We start from the raw sequence: 17936 nt of genomic DNA on the forward strand, positions 1-17936 counted from the left end.
ACGACGAATCAGCCCGTCGTGCAGAAAGAGCAAGCGCGTCGCACGGCAGGGCCGCTCCCTTGGGGCCCGCACGAAAGCCCGCGCTATAACAGAACGGAGATCGCCGCAGTTGAAAAACATCATTCACTTCTCGCACGCGAACGGCTTTCCAGCGTCTACCTACCGGACGATCTTCGCCGAACTCGCCGACGACTACGAGCTGCGCTCGATCGAACGCATCGGCCACGACACGCGCTACCCCGTGACGCAAGACTGGCCGCATCTGGTCGAGCAATTGCTCGACGACGTCGGCCGTCGGTACGAGCAACCGGTGTGGCTGGTCGGGCATTCGCTCGGCGGCTATCTGTCCTTGATGGCGGCGCTGAAAAAACCGCAGTGGGTGAGGGGGGTGGTGATGCTCGACTCGCCGGTGATCGCCGGCTGGCGCAGCAGCATGCTGCGCGTGTCGCAATGGACCGGACTCGACGAGCGCCTGTCGCCGGCGGCCGCCACCCGCACGCGCCGCACTCACTGGGCGAGCCGTGACGAAGCCTGGCGGTACTTCCATTCGAAGCCGGCATTCGCGCGCTGGGACGAACGCATGCTGTCCGATTACATCGACTTCGGCATTCCGCAGACGGCGCCCGACGGCGCGCGCAGTCTGGCCTTCGACCGGCGCACCGAATACCAGATCTACAAGACGTTGCCGCATACGCTCGGCTCGCGGCTCGCACGCGGCGCACCGGTGCCGGTCGGGTTCATTGCCGGCACGCGGTCGAAAGAGATCCGGCAGGCCGGGCTCGACGCCACACGGCGCGCGACCGGCGGTCATGTGGAATGGATCGAGGGCAGTCATCTTTATCCGATGGAAAAGCCGCTCGAAACGGCGCGCGCCGTGCAGCGGATGCTGCGGGAACTGGGCGCATAGGTTTTCGCGCGGAGAAAAAACGGTGCATGATCGGTGTGCGTCGGGCGCCGCCGCTATGCCACGGTCGCGTGCAGATGTCGCTCGGATTTTGCTGGGTTGAGACCCTGCTTTACGGTATAATCCGTTTTTCCCGCGAGCATCCAGCGATGACCAAATATGTTTTCGTCACCGGCGGCGTAGTATCTTCCCTCGGCAAGGGTATTGCCGCCGCTTCCCTCGCCGCGATCCTCGAATCGCGCGGTCTCAAAGTCACCCTCCTCAAGCTCGATCCGTACATCAATGTCGACCCCGGCACGATGAGCCCGTTTCAGCACGGCGAAGTGTTCGTCACGGAAGACGGAGCGGAGACCGACCTCGATCTTGGCCACTATGAGCGCTTCATCAGCACGAAGATGCGCAAGGCCAATAACTTCACCACTGGCCAGATTTACGAATCGGTGATCCGCAAGGAACGCCGCGGCGATTATCTCGGCAAGACGGTGCAGGTCATCCCGCACATCACGAATGAAATCCAGGCGTTCATCGAGCGTGGCGCAGCGTCGGCCACGTGTGGTGAGCCGGACGTCGCGATCGTCGAAGTGGGTGGCACGGTGGGCGACATCGAGTCGCTGCCGTTCCTCGAGGCCGCACGTCAGATGAGTCTGCGCATGGGTCGCAACAGCGCGTGCTTCGTGCACCTCACGCTGGTGCCCTGGGTCGCCACGGCCGGCGAACTGAAGACCAAACCCACGCAACACAGCGTGCAGAAGCTGCGCGAAATCGGTATTTCGCCGCACGTGCTGCTGTGCCGCGCCGACCGTCGCATTCCGGACGACGAGCGCGCCAAGATTTCCATGTTCTCGAACGTGCCGGAAGACGCGGTGATCTCCGTGTGGGACGCCGACAGCATCTACAAGATTCCGCAGATGCTGCACGACCAGGGTCTGGACGCGATCATCTGCGAAGAGCTCAAGCTCACGCCGCAGCCCGCTGACCTGTCGATGTGGTCCGGCCTCGTCGAGAAGCTCGAACATCCGAAGCACGAAGTCACGATCGGCATGGTCGGCAAGTACGTCGATCTGACCGAGTCGTACAAGTCGCTGATCGAGGCGTTGCGCCATGCGTCGATGCACACGTCGACCAAGGTCAACATCGAGTACATCGATTCCGAAGAAGTCGAGGCGCAAGGCGTCGACAGCCTCAAGCATCTGGATGCCGTGCTCGTACCGGGCGGTTTCGGCCGTCGCGGTACCGAAGGCAAGATCGCCGCAATCCGTTACGCCCGCGAAGCGAAAGTGCCGTACCTCGGCATCTGCCTCGGCATGCAGCTCGCGGTGATCGAATTCGCGCGCGACGTGGTCGGTCTGAAAGACGCGAACAGCACCGAGTTCGATCCGGAAACGAAGAACCGCGTGGTCGCGCTCATCACCGAGTGGTACGACCGCGAAGGCAAGGTCGAAAAGCGCACGGAAGAATCGGATCTGGGCGGCACGATGCGGCTCGGTTCGCAACGTTGCCCGATCAAGCCGGGCACGATGGCCGAAGAGATCTATGGCAAGGACGTCAACGAGCGCCATCGCCATCGTTATGAAGTCAATAACCGCTTCGTGCCCCAGCTCGAAGCCGGTGGCCTTATCATCAGCGCCCGTACCCCGAGTGAAGATCTGCCGGAAATGATGGAATTGCCGCGCAGCATGCACCCGTGGTTCATCGGCGTGCAGTTCCACCCGGAATTCACGTCCACGCCGCGTGACGGCCATCCGCTGTTCAAGTCGTTTGTCGAAGCGGCGCTCGCGCGCCAGCAGTCGCACACGGTGAGCGAAGTCGGGGAGAAAGCATGAAACTGGGCGATTTCGAAATCGGACTCGACAAGCCGTTTTTCCTGATCGCAGGCACCTGCGTCGTCGAATCCGAACAGATGACGATCGACGTAGCCGGCCGGCTGAAGGAAATTTGCGCGAAGCTGAACATTCCGTTCATCTACAAATCGTCGTACGACAAAGCCAATCGCAGCAGCGGCAAGTCGTTTCGCGGTCTGGGCATGGACGAAGGTTTGCGGATTCTGTCGGAAGTGAAGCGCCAGCTGGGTCTGCCGGTGCTGACCGACGTTCACGCCGAGCACGAAATCGAGCAGGTCGCGTCGGTGGTCGACGTGCTGCAAACGCCCGCTTTCTTGTGCCGTCAAACGGACTTCATCCACGCCTGCGCGCGTTCGGGCAAACCGGTCAACATCAAGAAAGGCCAGTTTCTCGCGCCGCACGACATGAAGAATGTGATCGACAAGGCGCGCGACGCCGCGCGTGAAGCGGGGCTTTCGGAAGACCGCTTCATGGCCTGCGAGCGTGGTGTGTCGTTCGGCTATAACAACTTGGTGTCGGACATGCGCTCGCTTGCGATCATGCGCGAAACCAACGCGCCGATCGTGTTCGACGCCACCCACTCGGTGCAGTTGCCGGGCGGTCAGGGCACGAGCTCGGGCGGTCAGCGCGAATTCGTGCCGGTGCTGGCGCGTGCCGCAGTCGCGGTGGGCGTGTCCGGCCTCTTCATGGAAACGCACCCGAATCCGGCGCAGGCTAAATCGGACGGCCCCAACGCCGTGCCGCTGCACCGCATGGCCGATCTGCTCGAGACGCTGGTTACGCTCGATCAGGCCGTCAAGCGCGCGCCGTTCCTCGAAAGCGATTTCAACTGATTCAGGCGTTCATCGCGTGTCACGATCGGTTCGCATAATGGACCCGGTCGTCGGCATGCGGCGAACGCACGCAATGGTCGTCGAACGTATCGGCGCGCAAGCAGTTTGCCGGGGAGACCGGTAGCGCCCGTTACAGTGTCACAGTAAAGAATTCAACGTCATTTCTTGAGGAAACCATGAGTGCTATCGTAGATATCATCGGTCGAGAGATTCTCGATTCGCGAGGCAACCCCACCGTCGAATGCGACGTGCTGCTCGAGTCGGGCACGATGGGCCGCGCTGCGGTGCCGTCGGGTGCATCGACCGGTTCGCGTGAAGCCATCGAACTGCGCGACGGCGAAACCGGCCGTTACGGCGGCAAGGGCGTGCTGAAAGCCGTCGAGCACATCAATACCGAAATCTCCGAAGCGATCATGGGCCTCGACGCTTCCGAGCAGGCCTTCCTCGACAAGACCCTGCTGGAACTCGACGGCACCGACAACAAGTCGCGCCTCGGCGCGAACGCGATGCTGGCCGTGTCGATGGCCGTCGCGAAGGCTGCGGCTGAAGAAGCCGGCCTGCCCCTGTACCGCTACTTCGGCGGCTCGGGCGCGATGCAACTGCCGGTGCCGATGATGAACATCGTCAACGGCGGCGCGCACGCCAACAACAGCCTGGACATCCAGGAATTCATGATCGTGCCGGTCAGCCAGCCGAGCTTCCGCGAAGCACTGCGCTGCGGCGCCGAAGTGTTCCACGCGCTGAAGAAGATCCTGTCGGACCGCGGCATGAGCACGGCAGTGGGCGACGAAGGCGGCTTCGCACCGAACTTCGGCAGCAACGACGAATGCCTGTCGACCATCCTGCAAGCGATCGAAAAAGCAGGCTACCGCGCCGGTGAAGACGTGCTGCTCGCGCTCGACTGCGCAGCCAGCGAGTTCTATCACGATGGCAAGTACCAGTTGGCGGGCGAAGGCCTGCAACTGTCGTCGACGGAATTCGCGGACTACCTGGCAGCGCTCGCCGACAAGTTCCCGATCGTGTCGATCGAAGACGGCATGCACGAAAGCGACTGGGCTGGCTGGAAGACCCTGACCGAGAAGCTCGGCAAGAAGATCCAGCTGGTGGGCGACGATCTGTTCGTCACCAACACGCGTATCCTGAAGGAAGGCATCGAGAAGGGCATCGCCAACTCGATCCTGATCAAGATCAACCAGATCGGTACGCTGACGGAAACTTTCGCCGCGATCGAAATGGCGAAGCGCGCGGGCTACACCGCTGTGATCTCGCACCGCTCGGGCGAAACGGAAGATTCGACGATTGCGGATATCGCAGTCGGCCTGAACGCCGGCCAGATCAAGACGGGTTCGCTGTCGCGCTCGGACCGTATCTCGAAGTACAACCAGCTGCTGCGCATCGAAGAAGACCTCGGTGATATCGCCAGCTATCCGGGCAAGTCGGCGTTCTACAATCTGCGCTAAGCGTCACGTCCGCAAGCGCCGACCGATGAGCCGGTTATCCTTCGTTTCTGATTGACCCCGCCGCCCTGCGTATAGCGCAGGGCGGCGTGTATTTATTGTGCTTACTTCATGCGGCTTGTCACTGCTGTCCTGATCGTTCTACTGGCGCTGATCCAGTACCCGCTCTGGTGGGGGCACGGCGGCTGGTTGCGCGTGCACGAGTTGCAGCAGCAACTGGCGCAGCAACTGCAAAAGAATGCCGACTCGAAGGTGCGTAACGAGCGCATCGAGGGTGAAGTGCAGGATCTGCAGAACGGCACCGCTGCGGTCGAAGAGCGGGCGCGCTACGAAATGGGCATGGTCAAGGACGGCGAAGTATTCGTGCAGTTCGTTTCGCCGAATGCACCTTTGCCGGCGGCGAACACGCCTTCGGTGACGACGTCGACACGCGGCGAGGTGTCGGCGGCGCCGTTGCATATGGTGCCGAATCCGGAGTCGCGCGCGAAGCCAGACCGTAAGCACGGCGGCAGCAAGGCGGCGAAAGAGAAGAAGCCTGCAGCAACGCATTGAGCTGGATCGATCGACGCGAGGTCAATCGCTGAAATTGGCAGCAAGAACGCAAAAAAGGCGCGGTGAAAACCGCGCCTTTTCTTTTTGCTTCATGCGTTTCGACGACTACGGGGCTTACCAGCCCCAATAAGGCCCGTAGCTCACCCCGATGCCTGTACCCCACCCACCGCCGTGTCCCCAGCCACCGCCGCCACCGTAATAACTGCCGTACACGCTGACCGGTGGCGAGTAATAGCGCGAATAGGCCTGGGCAGCGTTTTCGGCGGCGATCGCCTGATTTTGCTCGACCATCACCTGCTGGTCGATCGCGTCGTAGCGCTGACGCTCCTGAGGCGTCAGCGGCTGGGCCGTATTCGGCGCGCCCGACTGGTCGGCCGGCAGACGGCTATAGATCGGCGACGGACCCGGCGGGTCCATCACACACGCACTCAGCGCAACGCTGCCGGCGACGGCCGCCAATACAGCGAAGCTGCGCACGAAACGGACAGGCGAAGTAGGGTGGTTCATGCTCGATCTCCAACGACGCGCCGCTTTTAGTGCCGTTGATCGGCAGCCGGCGTCACACCTTGTGAGAGCGCATTGGCGACGAAAAGTTGCGCGACGTCGACCGGATCGAACTCGTAACGCTGGTTGCAGAACTCACAATGGATCTCTACGTGACCGCGTTCTTCGAGCACGCCATCCACTTCTTCGCGACCCAGCATCTTCAGCATCGCGCCCACTTTTTCGCGCGAGCAGGTGCATTCGAAGCGCGCCGTGGCCGGTTCGAAATGCTGCACGTTTTCCTGCCAGAAGAGGCGACGGAACACCGTCTCCGGTTCTTCCTTCAGCAGTTCGTCCTGCGACAGCGTGCCGCCCAACGTGCAGACGCGCTCCCACGTATCCGCGTCCAGGTCGCCCGGATGCGGAACGATGCCGCCGTCGCCCGGCAGCTTTTGCAGCAGCATACCGACCGCGCGCTCGGTGTTCGCGGCGAGCCACATGCGCGTGTCGAGCTGCTCCGAGTGATGCATGTAGTGTTCGAGCACTTCGGACATCGACTTGAGCGGGCCGTCCACGCCCGACAGCGGCACGATACTTTGATACGGCTGCTGACCGGGTTGCTTGTTGCTCGGGTCGAGCGTGATCACGCAGCGGCCGTGGCCACTCGCGTTGAGCAGTTCGATCATCGACGCGCCGTCTTCGATCGTATTGCCGGCTTCGCCGGACAGCTTGGCGGTGGCGCGCATCGACAGATCGGAGCCGCACTGCACCACCAGCATCTTGACCGGGCCGTCGCCGAAAATCTGCATGACGAGCGTGCCGTCGAACTTGAGATTTGCCGACAGCAGCGCGCACGCGGCCATCATTTCGCCCAGAATCGTCCGCACGGGCGCCGGGTAGTCACGGCGCGTCAGCACTTCCTGCCACGTATTGCGCAGCGAAACGATCTCGCCGCGCACGGGCGCCGCGCTGAACATGAATTTTTGCAACTGGTCGCTCACAACTTTTCCTCGGTCGAATGGCGCAGCCTGAGGCCGCGCGCCCGGCTGATCAGCCGATGCGCACGAGCTGCGCCTTGAAATATTCGCGGCGCCCGGCATAACTTGCCGTGCCGCGCTGCATATTGGCGATATCCGTCTCGGTCAGTTCGCGCACCACTTTGGCGGGCGCGCCGAGAATCAGCGAATTGTCGGGAAACACCTTGCCTTCGGTGACGATGGCGCCCGCTCCGACCAGACAGTTGCGGCCGATTACCGCTCCATTCAAGACCACCGCCTGAATTCCGATCAAGGAGCCTTCCTTGATGGTGCAGCCGTGCAGCATGACCTGATGGCCGACCGTCACGTTCTGCTCGATCGTCAGCGGAAAGCCGGGGTCGGCATGCAGCACGGCATTTTCCTGCACGTTGCTGCCGGCGCCGATGGTAATCGGCTCGTTGTCGCCGCGAATCGTCGCGCCGAACCACACGCTGGCGTTCTCTTCGAGCGTCACATTGCCGATGATGTTGGCCGAATCCGCGACGAACACGCTTTCATGGATGGTCGGGGCGGCTTCGCCAAGCTTGTAAATGGTCACAGTGTCTCCTCCTGATCGGTCGCCGGGCTGGCGGGATGGGGCTGCCAATGGCCCGAAACGCCGCCGCCGCTGGGATGCCCCGCGTGGCCAGCGCATCCGGCGCGTTTGACGGTCGAATCGAGTATTGTAAACGGTTGTGTGGTTGGGCCGCTCACGGCGGCCGTCCGCTTTCCGATCTGCCTGCCATGATGTCCATCCCTTTGTCGAATTCAGCCGATTTGTTGGTTTCGCCGCTACCTGTGTCGGCACCCTCGGCGCTCGCGGCCGATGCCGCGCAGCCCGAGGGTCGATGCGCGCGCCGCGCCGCGTTGGCCGCGCTGCGCGAGATCGATCCCGTCGCCAAGGCGGCAGCGGCCCGCGCGCTGTACGACAGCGTGCTTGACGGCAGCGCGGTTTGTGCCGTGGACGTCACATTCGAGGAGCCCGCGGGTTTGCCAGGGCGTCCGGCGTTGCCCGATCTGGTCGATCCACGCCAGTTGAAGCGCCGCAGCATGCAGTCCCCGCAAGGGCGTGCCGTGCTGTTGCACGCGCTGGCTCACATCGAATTCAACGCGATCAACCTGGCGCTCGATGCGGTCTGGCGCTTTACCGGCATGCCTGCCGGTTTTTATATCGACTGGCTCAAGGTCGCCGCCGAAGAGGCCTATCACTTCTCGCTGCTGAGCGCGCGTCTCGCGGAGTACGGTCACGTGTACGGCGACTTTCCGGCCCACGACGGGCTGTGGGACATGTGCGAGCGCACGCGTGGTGACGTGCTGGCGCGCATGGCGCTCGTGCCGCGTACCCTCGAAGCGCGCGGGCTCGACGCTTCGCCGCCAATTCGCGCCCGGCTGCAGCAGGCGGGCGATCACGCCTCCGCGGCCATCCTGGACGTAATCCTGCGCGACGAGATTGGCCATGTGCTGATCGGCAATCGCTGGTTTCGTCACCTGTGCGAAAGAGGCGGCCTCGATCCGCATGAGGCCTACGCGCGTCTGTCCGAGCAGTATCACGCACCGAAATTACGCGGTCCGTTCAATTTCGAAGCGCGCCGCGATGCGGGTTTCGACGAGGCCGAACTGGCCGCGCTGACGGCGCTCGCGGGGTTCGATGGTCAGCCGCCGACGCCAACGCCAACGCCAACGCCAACGCCAACGCCAACGCCAACGCCGACGCCGACGCCAACGCTGCCGGCCGCGCCGGACTGAGTTCTCGTCCACGCTTCCGCATCCCGCATCCCGCATCCCGCATCCACCGACTATCTCGTTATAATCGAACGATCATTCTTTTTTTGGGCGTGCCGTTCATGAACACCTCCCAGTCCGACTTCATCGCCGTGCGCGGCATCCGTCTGCATGTGCGGCGCTGGGGCAACCCCGATGCGCCCATCCTGTTCATGCTGCACGGCTGGATGGACGTCGCGGCGTCGTTCCAGTTCGTCGTCGATGCCCTGGGCGGCGACTGGCAGGTGATCGCGCCGGACATGCGCGGCTTCGGCCTGTCGGACTGGCCGGTGGCCGAGCACGGCGGCGGCAATTACTGGATTCAGGACTATCTCGCCGACCTCGACGCCTTGCTCGATCACTACGCGCCGAGCGGCGAAGTGAATCTGGTCGGCCACAGCATGGGCGCGAATATCGCCTGTGTGTACGCGGGTGTGCGGCCCGAGCGGGTGCGCCGGGTGGTGGATCTGGAGGGCTTCGGCCTTGCGCCGTCGCACTCGGCGCAGGCGCCCGGTCGGCTGCGCAGCTGGCTCGACGAACTGCGCGATCCGCCGCAACTGAAGCGCTATGCGTCGCTCGACGAGGTGGCCGGCCGCCTGATCAAGACCAATCCGCGCCTCGCTCCGCAGCGTGCGCAGTATCTCGCCCAGCACTGGTCGAAGCCCGACGGAAAAGGGCGCTTCATGCTGCTCGCCGACCCGGCGCACAAGCTGCGCGGCCCGGCGCTGTATCGCCTCGACGAAGTCATGGCCACGTGGCGCAAGGTCAGCGCCAAAGTGCTGCACATCGAAGCCGCCAGTTCGCCGACGCTCGCGCAGATCGCGGGCGACATCCCCCTCGACGAATTCAAGGCGCGCTTCCAGGCGTTTGCGGACTGGCGCGAGAAAATCATCGACGAAGCCGGGCATATGGTCCATCACGACCAGCCAGAGCAGGTCGCCGCGCTGATCGAGGGTTTCTGCGCCTAGTCGGCTCATGACGTATGCGGGTTCGGAGAGTTGCGCGAGATAGGCCTGCGTCCACTTACTGCGTTGCAGTAAAATGGTCGTAGACCCTTCTCATGACGACGATGAACGCCGACCTACACTGCCATTCCACCGTTTCCGACGGCCAGTTCGCGCCGGCCGAAGTCGCGCGCCGCGCGCACGCGGGCGGCGTGACGCTGTGGGCGCTGACCGATCATGACGAACTCGGCGGCCAGCAGGAGGCGCGCCGCGAAGCGCAAGCGCTCGGCATGGCCTATCTGAGCGGTGTCGAAATTTCGGTAACGTGGGCCTCGCGCACCGTGCACATCGTCGGTTTGGGTATCGATCCGACCAGTTCGGTGCTCATCGACGGCCTCGCGCGCACTCGCAGCGGCCGCGCGGCGCGTGCCGAAGCCATCGGCGAGCAACTGGCCACGCTCGGCATCCCCGACGCCTATCAGGGCGCGCTTAAATACGTATCGAATCCCGACATGATCTCGCGCACGCATTTCGCGCGCTTCATGGTCGAAAGCGGTTACTGCAGTTCCACGCAAGATGTGTTCGCCCGTTATCTCGGCGACGGCAAGTCGGGCTACATCCCGCACCGCTGGGCGAAACTGGCCGATGCCGTTGGCTGGATCAAGGCCGCCGGCGGCGAGGCGATCGTCGCGCATCCGGGTCGTTACGCCTATTCGCCGGTCGAATTCGATGCGTTTTTTGCCGAATTCATCGACCTCGGCGGCAAGGCGATCGAGGTCGTGACCGGCAGTCACACCCCCGATCAATATCGCGAGTATGCCGACGTGGCCCGCCGCTTCGGCTTCGAGGCGTCGCGCGGGTCGGACTTTCACGCGCCCGGAGAAGGGCGCGTCGACCTCGGCACGCTGCCGCCGCTGCCCGCGGATCTGAAGCCTGTCTGGGAACGCTGGCTGTGATCGCCTGCACGTGCCGTGGCGGCACGTCGGGCGCGCATATTGGCTGCTCAGCTGCCGTTCAATCGCGACTCACCGCTGTTCTTCATTCGTCGCTCGCCCGTCGTTCACTCGCGGTTCACCTGCCGTTTTTCCGCAGCCATCGTTAGACACCATGTCCCAATACTTTCGGCTTCATCCAGATAACCCGCAGCCGCGCCTCGTCAAGCAGGCCGTGCAGATCATCAAGGAGGGCGGCGTGCTTGCCTTGCCGACCGATTCGAGCTACGCGCTCGCTTGCCGGCTCGACGATAAAGATGCGGTCGAGCGTCTGCGGCGGATTCGCGGACTTGATGAGAAGCAGTTGCTGTCGCTGCTGGTGCGCGATCTGTCGGAGCTGGCCAATTTCGCGATGGTGGACAACCGCCAGTACCGGTTGATCAAATCCGTCACGCCGGGTCCTTACGTGTTCGTGCTGCAGGCCACCAAGGAAGTCCCGCGGCGGCTGTCGCATCCGTCACGCAAGACCATCGGCCTGCGCGTACCGGATCACGCGATCACGCTGGCGATCCTCGAAGAACTCGGCCAGCCGCTCCTCGGTTCCACGCTGATCATGCCGGACGAAACCGAGCCGCTGAACGACCCGGAAGAAATTCGCGCGCGGCTGGAAAAGCAGCTGGATCTGGTGATCGACGGCGGTCCGTGCGTGTGCGAGCCTTCCACCGTGATCGATCTGACCGGCGCCGAGCCGGTGCTGGTGCGTCCGGGACGGGGCTCGCTGGCGCCGTTCGGGCTCGAAGAAACGGCATGAGCGGTAGCGGACAGACGCCCGTCAGCGCGTTGTTACAATAGAGAGATATGGATTCTTCCCTGATACAAACCATTGCGGTGTACGCGTTGCCGGTGATTTTCGCCATTACGTTGCACGAGGCCGCGCATGGTTATGTCGCGCGCTGGCTCGGCGACAACACCGCTTACGTGCTCGGCCGCGTCTCCCTCAATCCGATGCGCCACATCGACCCGCTCGGCACGATTGCGATTCCCTTGCTGCTGTACTTCGCCACCAGCGGCGCGTTCATGTTCGGCTACGCGAAACCGGTGCCGGTCGCCTTCGGCAATCTGCGTAATCCGCGCTGGGGCAGCCTGTGGGTTGCGGCGGCGGGGCCGGCGTGTAATTTCGTGCAGGCGATCATCTGGGGTGTGTTCGGCGTCGCGCTCGCGGTGCTGAGTATCGACGAACCGTTTTTCACGCGTATGGCCGGCGCGGGCGTCGGTGTGAACCTCGTGCTCGGCGTGCTCAATCTTTTCCCGCTGCCCCCGCTCGACGGCGGGCGCGTGCTGATGGCGCTGTTGCCGCCGCGCCAATCCATTACGCTGTCGCGACTCGAACCGTACGGTTTTTTCATCGTGATGGCGTTGGTGATGACGGGCACGTTGACGCGTTACTGGCTCAATCCGCTCGTCACGATCGGCTACGGCGCGATCACCGCCATTCTGACTCCCCTTGTTTCGCTTTTCTAAATAGCCATGTACCCAGACCGTATCTTCTCCGGCATGCGGCCCACCGGGTCGCTGCATCTCGGCCACTATCACGGTGTGCTGAAAAACTGGGTACGGCTGCAGTCCGAGTACCCGTGTTTCTTCTGCGTGGTCGACTGGCACGCGCTGACCACGCACTACGAAACACCCGAGGTGATCGAAAAGAACGTGTGGGACGTGTTGATCGATTGGCTCGCTTCCGGCATCGATCCGGCGCAGGCCACGCTGTTCATCCAGAGCAAGGTGCCGGAGCATGCGGAGCTCGCGCTGTTGCTCGGTATGAGCACGCCGCTCGGCTGGCTCGAACGCGTGCCGACCTACAAGGAGCAGCAGGAAAAGCTCAAGGACAAGGACCTGTCCACTTACGGTTTTCTCGGCTATCCGGTACTGATGGCGGCGGATATTCTGCTGTATCGCGGCTCGCTCGTGCCGGTCGGGGAAGACCAGGTGCCGCACGTCGAAATGACGCGTGAAATCGCGCGGCGTTTCAACTATCTGTACGGCCGCGAACCGGGCTTCGAGCAGAAGGCCAACGACGCCGCGAAGAAACTCGGCGGCAAGCGCGCCAAGCTGTATCACGAGTTGCGCAACGCCTATCAGCAGGAAGGCGACGACGAAGCACTCGAACAGGCGCGGGCGATGTTGCAGGAGTCGCAGAGTCTGTCGATGAACGACCGCGAGCGTCTGTTCGGCTACCTCGAAGGTTCGCGCAAGCTCATTCTGGTCGAGCCGCAGGCCATGCTGACCGAGGCGTCGCGCATGCCCGGTCTGGACGGCCAGAAGATGTCGAAGTCATACGGCAATACGATCGGTTTGCGTGAAGACGCGCAAACCATCACGAAGAAAGTGCGCACCATGCCGACCGATCCGGCGCGCGTGCGCCGCACCGATCCGGGCGATCCGGACAAGTGTCCGGTATGGCAGTTGCACCAGGTCTACACGGACGAGGCCACTCACGCGTGGGTGGAGAAGGGCTGTCGCACGGCCGGCATTGGTTGCCTCGAGTGCAAGCAGCCGGTGATCGAAGGCATTCTGCGCGAACAGCAACCCATGCTCGAACGTGCGCAGAAGTACATGGACGACCCGTCGCTGCTGCGTGCGATCGTCGCCGACGGCTGCGACAAGGCGCGCCGCTTCGCCACCGAAACCATGCGTGACGTGCGCGAGGCCATGGGCCTGTCGTACAACTGAGCGGCGTTGCTAAAGCGATGAGTACACCGGCTGCAAACCTGCATGGGTTGGGCGAACCGTCGCGCTGGGTGCGGCATTGGGCGCATCTGGTCGCCGCGCGCGGCGCTGTGCTGGATGTGGCTTCGGGAGCGGGGCGGCATGCCCGGTATTTCGCCTCGCTGGGGCATCCGGTGACCGCTGTCGACCGCGATTCGGCCGCGCTCGAAACCTTGCTCGACGAGCCCCTCGTCACCCCGCTCACGGCCGATCTCGAAGGCGGCGCGTGGCCGTTGCCCGCCGAGGCGACATTCGCGGCCGTCGTGGTCACGAATTATTTGCACCGGCCACTCTTTCCGCAGCTTTTGAGCGCGCTCGCGCCCGGCGGCGTACTGGTTTACGAGACCTTCGCGCAAGGAAACGAAAGCGTCGGCAAACCGTCCAATCCCGCGTTCCTGCTCGCGCCGGGCGAGCTTCTCGAGCGCGTGCACGGCCACTTGCGGGTGGTCGCCTATCAGGACGGTTTTCTCGCGCAGCCGCGCCCGGCCTATGTCCAGCGCATCTGCGCGATTCTGGAGACGGAGCGTCCAGCCAACCCCTCGCAAGCGGTCCCTCCTCCTTGTTACGAGTTGGCTGGCTAATCCGCTACAATCGCGGTTTACCTGATCAAATTCATGGCGTTTCATGACTAACGGCAACCACAGCGGCAACCCCAGCAGCGTTCAGATTCGCGGCAGCATTCCTGCCATCATCACCCCGATGCTCGAAGACGGCAGTCTCGATCTGCCGGCGTTTCGCAAACTGATCGACTGGCACGTCGCAGAGGGCACGAACGCGCTCGTCGTGGTCGGCACGAGCGGCGAATCGGCCACGCTGTCGGTCGAAGAGCACGTGCTGATGGTCAAGACCGCAGTCGAACACACAGCGGGCCGGATTCCGGTGATCGCGGGCTCGGGCGGCAACTCCACCACCGAGGCCATCGAGCTCACGCAGCAAGCTAAAGACGTCGGCGCGGACGCCACGCTCCAGGTCGTGCCGTACTACAACAAGCCGACCCAGGAAGGCATCTATCGCCACTTCGCGAAGATCGCCGAAACCGTCGATCTGCCGGTGATTCTGTACAACGTGCCGGGCCGTACCGTGGCCGACATGAGCAACGAAACCATTCTGCGTTGCGCGCAGGTGCCGGGCATCATCGGTGTGAAGGAAGCGACCGGCAATATCGATCGCGCCGCGCATCTGATCAAGTCGGCGCCCGCGCACTTCGGCATCTACAGCGGCGACGATCCCACCGCGATCGCGCTGATGCTGCTCGGCGGCCACGGCAATATTTCGGTCACCGCGAACGTCGCGCCGCGCGCCATGAGCGATCTCTGCAAGGCTGCCCTTGCAGCAGACGCGAAGACCGCGCGCGAGATTCATCTGAAACTCCTGTCGCTGCATAAGAACCTGTTCATCGAATCGAATCCGATTCCGGCGAAATGGGCGTTGCAGCAATTGGGTCGTGTGCAGGGCGGAATCCGCCTTCCGCTCACGCCGCTCGACGCGCAATACCACGACGTGGTGCGCGGCGCGCTGCTTGACGCGGGCCTGCTGGGCTAAGCGGATCGACCGCGGCACCCACAGCGCCAACCCAAGACTGCCACCGGCACTCCCTTAAACCGACGTCGATCCCGCCCACGTTCCCGGCACACAGAACCAAGGCAACGCGTTCCAGCATCACGAAGGACCTCATGAAACGTTCCGCACTTTCCCTCCACGCAACCCGCATGGCGGCGCTGGCGCTTGCCCTGGTGACGCTCGCCGGCTGTGACTCGCTGAACGACTGGTTTGCTTCCGACCGCGTCAATTACAAGGGCGCGGGTAGCGCGCCGCCGCTGGCCGTTCCCGGCGACCTCAGCACCACGCCGACCGATCAGCGTTACGTGGCGCCCCCGACCAACCTGAACCTTGGCGGCGCGCCGCAGCGCGCGATTACGGCAGCCGGCAACGCCACCGAAGGTCAGCCGAATGCACAAGACCCGCTGGGCATGCACATCGAGCGCGATGGCGATCGCCGCTGGCTGGTGGTCGACGGCCGCACGCCGGAACAGCTCTGGCCGCAATTGCAGGAGTTCTGGCAGGAAAACGGCTTCGCGTTGAAAACCGACGCGCCGGCCACCGGCATCATGACGACCGACTGGGCTGAAAACCGCGCCAACATTCCGGACGACTGGTTCCGCCGTACGGTGGGCAAGGTGATCGACTTCGCGTATTCGTCGGGCACCCGCGACAGCTTCCGCACGCTCGTGTCGCGTGGGCCGTCGGACACCTCCGATATCTCGATCACGCACAGCGCGATGGAAGAAGTGCTGACCGGCCAGGACAAGACGTCGTCGCGCTGGGAAGAGCGTCCGCGTGATCCCGCGCTCGAAGCGCTGTTCCTCACGAAGCTGACGCAGAAGTTCGGCCTGACCGAAGCGCAATCGAAGCAACTGCTGACCGATGCGCGTCCGGCAGTCGCGCCGGCCACGATCGACCAGACCGCAGGCGTCTCGACGCTCGATCTGCAGGAATCGTTCGACCGTGCCTGGCTGCGCGTGGGTCTGGCGCTCGACCGCACCAACTTCACCGTCGACAACCGCGATCGCTCGAAGGGCATTTACTACGTGCGCTACGCCGACTCGATGCAGGAGTTGAAGAAAGACGGCCTGTTCGGCAAGCTGTTCTACAGCGGCAATTCGGCGAAGAAGCCGGGTCAGGAATTCCTCGTCAACGTGCGCTCGAAGGGCGACGCAGTGACGCAGGTAGCGGTGCTGGACTCGAACGGGCAGGTGGATAACTCGTCCGACGCGCAGCGCATCGTGACGCTGCTGCACGCGCAACTCAACTAAGCGGGCCGTGCGCTTCGCCAGTCTCGGCAGCGGCAGTGAAGGCAATGCCTTGCTGGTGGAAGCGCAAAGCGGCGCGACCACCACGCGCGTGCTGCTCGATTGCGGTTTTTCAGCCAGGGAAGTCGAGCGCCGTCTCACGCGGCTCGGCGCGAGTGTCGAAGGTCTCGACGCGATTCTGATCACACATGAACATAGCGACCACATTGGCAGCGCGCTGACGCTGGCGCGCAAGTGGTCGATTCCGCTCTACATGAGTTGGGGCACCGCCCGCGCGGTAGGCGCCGACGAAGCCGATGTCGACCTGCAGGTGCTGTGGGGCGACGAAGCGGTGGCGATCGGCGATCTCAGCATCCTCCCTTACACCGTTCCTCACGACGCCCGTGAGCCGCTGCAATACGTGCTCTCGAACGGCGCAAGCCGGCTCGGTGTGCTGACCGACGTCGGCACGTCCACGCCGCATATCAGTTCGGTCCTGAGCGGTTGCGACGCGCTGGTGCTCGAATGCAATCACGACGTGCGCATGCTGGCGGGCAGCCGTTATCCGCAATCGTTGAAGGCACGTATCGGCGGCAATCATGGGCATTTGAACAATGACGCGGCGGCAGACATCCTGGCGTCGCTTGAACGGTCGCGTCTCAAGCATCTGGTGGCGGCGCATTTGAGTCAGCAGAACAATCTGCCCGAACTGGCGCAGGCGGCGATGGCCGGCGTGCTGGGCGCGGCGCCGACCGAGGTGGTGGTGGCGTCGCAGGACGAGGGTTTTGCGTGGTTGAGCCTGTGATTCGTGCGTGACAAGCCTGCCCGGCGGGTCGTGCAATGAAAAAAGCCCATAACGACTGTTCGCTATGGGCTTTTTTTCCGACGGGCGTTTCGACTACCGCGCCCTCGACAAAACTTAATTGCGGTTGCCGCCGAAGATGCCGAGCAGCGCCAGCAGGTTCACGAACACGTTGTACAGATCCAGGTAGATCGCGAGCGTGGCGGTGATGTAATTCGTTTCACCGCCGTTCACGACGCGCTGGACGTCGAACAGCATGTAGGCCGAGAAGATCACGATGGCCAGCACGGAAACCGTGAGCATCAACGCCGGCAGGTGCAGGAAGATGTTCGCGACCGAAGCCAGCAGCAGCACGACCACGCCCATGAACAGCCACTTGCTGAGACCCGAGAAGTCGCGCTTGCTGACCGTGGCGATAGTGGCCATCGACGCGAAGATCACACCAGTGCCACCGAAGGCGAGCATGATCAGTGACGGGCCGTTGGAAAAACCGAGCACGAAGCTCAGGATGCGCGACAGCATCAGGCCCATGAAGAACGTGAAGCCTAGCAGTACGAAGACGCCGGCGGCGCTGTCTTTGGTCTTCTGGATCGCGAACATGAAACCGAACGCGATCGCGAAGAACGCCAGCATGCTCATGGCGGGGCTGGTGGCGGCAAACAGCGAGAAGCCGGTGGCGAGGCCCACCCACGCGCCGAGCACCGTCGGAATCATGGACAGCGCGAGCAGCCAGTAGGTGTTCCGTAGCACGCGGTTACGCGTCTCGACCGTGCTGACTGCGCCATTGCGGCCAAAGCTATACGGATGATCGTTCATGGTCTCTCCTTACCTCAGAAGCGTGATGCGTATGGTTGTG

Annotated in this window: 19 protein-coding genes; 15 read left to right on the forward strand and 4 right to left on the reverse strand. The window is 63.3% G+C overall.

What is annotated here, in order from left to right; translation table 11 throughout:
* The first annotated feature begins 109 nt into the window (after positions 1-109).
* The 5 genes from FQ705_RS26675 to ftsB all read left to right on the forward strand — a co-directional run bounded on the left by FQ705_RS26675 (position 110) and on the right by ftsB (position 5587).
* Positions 110-907: an alpha/beta fold hydrolase gene (locus tag FQ705_RS26675; protein WP_144146184.1), complete on the forward strand. Its 798-nt coding sequence runs from the start codon at positions 110-112 to the stop codon at positions 905-907.
* A 146-nt stretch (positions 908-1053) separates the two neighbouring features.
* On the forward strand, positions 1054-2727 hold the full coding sequence (locus FQ705_RS26680) for a CTP synthase (protein WP_144146187.1): 1674 nt from the start codon (positions 1054-1056) through the stop codon (positions 2725-2727).
* On the forward strand, positions 2724-3578 hold the full coding sequence (kdsA, locus tag FQ705_RS26685) for a 3-deoxy-8-phosphooctulonate synthase (RefSeq protein WP_144146190.1): 855 nt from the start codon (positions 2724-2726) through the stop codon (positions 3576-3578). The genes FQ705_RS26680 and kdsA overlap by 4 nt, the downstream gene beginning before the upstream one ends.
* A gap of 176 nt (positions 3579-3754) precedes the next feature.
* Positions 3755-5038, forward strand: a complete 1284-nt coding sequence (eno, locus tag FQ705_RS26690; protein WP_144146193.1) for a phosphopyruvate hydratase — start codon at positions 3755-3757, stop codon at positions 5036-5038.
* Between the two features lie 108 nt (positions 5039-5146).
* The gene (gene ftsB / locus FQ705_RS26695) at positions 5147-5587 is read left to right on the forward strand and encodes a cell division protein FtsB (RefSeq protein WP_144146196.1); all 441 of its coding nucleotides are present in this window, start codon (positions 5147-5149) and stop codon (positions 5585-5587) included.
* A 114-nt stretch (positions 5588-5701) separates the two neighbouring features.
* On the opposite strand, the gene FQ705_RS26700 is transcribed toward ftsB, so the two are convergent.
* Genes FQ705_RS26700 through FQ705_RS26710 form a run of 3 tightly spaced genes read right to left on the reverse strand, consistent with a single transcriptional unit; the run spans position 5702 to position 7645 of the window.
* Positions 5702-6094 carry a hypothetical protein gene (locus FQ705_RS26700; RefSeq protein ID WP_144146199.1) on the reverse strand — a complete coding sequence of 131 codons (393 nt, stop codon included), beginning with the start codon at positions 6092-6094 and terminating at the stop codon, positions 5702-5704.
* Between the two features lie 26 nt (positions 6095-6120).
* Complete coding sequence (hslO, locus tag FQ705_RS26705; RefSeq protein ID WP_144146204.1) at positions 6121-7071, reverse strand: Hsp33 family molecular chaperone HslO; 951 nt, start codon at positions 7069-7071, stop codon at positions 6121-6123.
* A gap of 49 nt (positions 7072-7120) precedes the next feature.
* Positions 7121-7645, reverse strand: coding sequence for a gamma carbonic anhydrase family protein (locus FQ705_RS26710; protein WP_144146207.1), 525 nt, complete (start codon positions 7643-7645; stop codon positions 7121-7123).
* 185 nt (positions 7646-7830) lie between these two features.
* Between FQ705_RS26710 and FQ705_RS26715 the strand changes: the two genes are divergently transcribed.
* The 10 genes from FQ705_RS26715 (at position 7831) to FQ705_RS26760 (ending at position 17083) form a co-directional block, all read left to right on the forward strand.
* Positions 7831-8832 carry a ferritin-like domain-containing protein gene (locus FQ705_RS26715; RefSeq protein ID WP_409934734.1) on the forward strand — a complete coding sequence of 334 codons (1002 nt, stop codon included), beginning with the start codon at positions 7831-7833 and terminating at the stop codon, positions 8830-8832.
* 98 nt (positions 8833-8930) lie between these two features.
* Positions 8931-9815 carry an alpha/beta fold hydrolase gene (locus tag FQ705_RS26720; RefSeq protein ID WP_144146210.1) on the forward strand — a complete coding sequence of 295 codons (885 nt, stop codon included), beginning with the start codon at positions 8931-8933 and terminating at the stop codon, positions 9813-9815.
* 101 nt (positions 9816-9916) lie between these two features.
* Positions 9917-10747, forward strand: coding sequence for a 3',5'-nucleoside bisphosphate phosphatase (locus tag FQ705_RS26725; RefSeq protein ID WP_186308009.1), 831 nt, complete (start codon positions 9917-9919; stop codon positions 10745-10747).
* Positions 10748-10898: 151 nt separating this feature from the next.
* Positions 10899-11534, forward strand: coding sequence for an L-threonylcarbamoyladenylate synthase (locus tag FQ705_RS26730; protein ID WP_144146216.1), 636 nt, complete (start codon positions 10899-10901; stop codon positions 11532-11534).
* Positions 11535-11581: 47 nt separating this feature from the next.
* The gene (locus FQ705_RS26735; RefSeq protein WP_144146219.1) at positions 11582-12244 is read left to right on the forward strand and encodes a site-2 protease family protein; all 663 of its coding nucleotides are present in this window, start codon (positions 11582-11584) and stop codon (positions 12242-12244) included.
* Between the two features lie 6 nt (positions 12245-12250).
* Positions 12251-13453, forward strand: coding sequence for a tryptophan--tRNA ligase (locus FQ705_RS26740; protein ID WP_144146221.1), 1203 nt, complete (start codon positions 12251-12253; stop codon positions 13451-13453).
* Between the two features lie 17 nt (positions 13454-13470).
* Positions 13471-14070 (forward strand): class I SAM-dependent methyltransferase, encoded by a 600-nt coding sequence (locus tag FQ705_RS26745; RefSeq protein ID WP_144146224.1) that lies wholly within the window; start codon positions 13471-13473, stop codon positions 14068-14070.
* A gap of 43 nt (positions 14071-14113) precedes the next feature.
* A complete protein-coding gene (gene dapA, locus FQ705_RS26750) occupies positions 14114-15031 on the forward strand; it encodes a 4-hydroxy-tetrahydrodipicolinate synthase (RefSeq protein ID WP_144146227.1) in 918 nt (305 codons plus the stop codon).
* Positions 15032-15162: 131 nt separating this feature from the next.
* Positions 15163-16302 (forward strand): outer membrane protein assembly factor BamC, encoded by a 1140-nt coding sequence (gene bamC / locus FQ705_RS26755; RefSeq protein WP_144146230.1) that lies wholly within the window; start codon positions 15163-15165, stop codon positions 16300-16302.
* Positions 16303-16309: 7 nt separating this feature from the next.
* Positions 16310-17083, forward strand: a complete 774-nt coding sequence (locus FQ705_RS26760; protein ID WP_144146234.1) for an MBL fold metallo-hydrolase — start codon at positions 16310-16312, stop codon at positions 17081-17083.
* A 114-nt stretch (positions 17084-17197) separates the two neighbouring features.
* On the opposite strand, the gene FQ705_RS26765 is transcribed toward FQ705_RS26760, so the two are convergent.
* The gene (locus tag FQ705_RS26765; protein WP_144146237.1) at positions 17198-17896 is read right to left on the reverse strand and encodes a Bax inhibitor-1/YccA family protein; all 699 of its coding nucleotides are present in this window, start codon (positions 17894-17896) and stop codon (positions 17198-17200) included.
* Between the last annotated feature and the right edge of the window lie 40 nt (positions 17897-17936).

The sequence above is a fragment of the Paraburkholderia sp. BCC1884 genome (genome assembly GCF_900996225.1).
Taxonomy (GTDB): domain Bacteria; phylum Pseudomonadota; class Gammaproteobacteria; order Burkholderiales; family Burkholderiaceae; genus Paraburkholderia.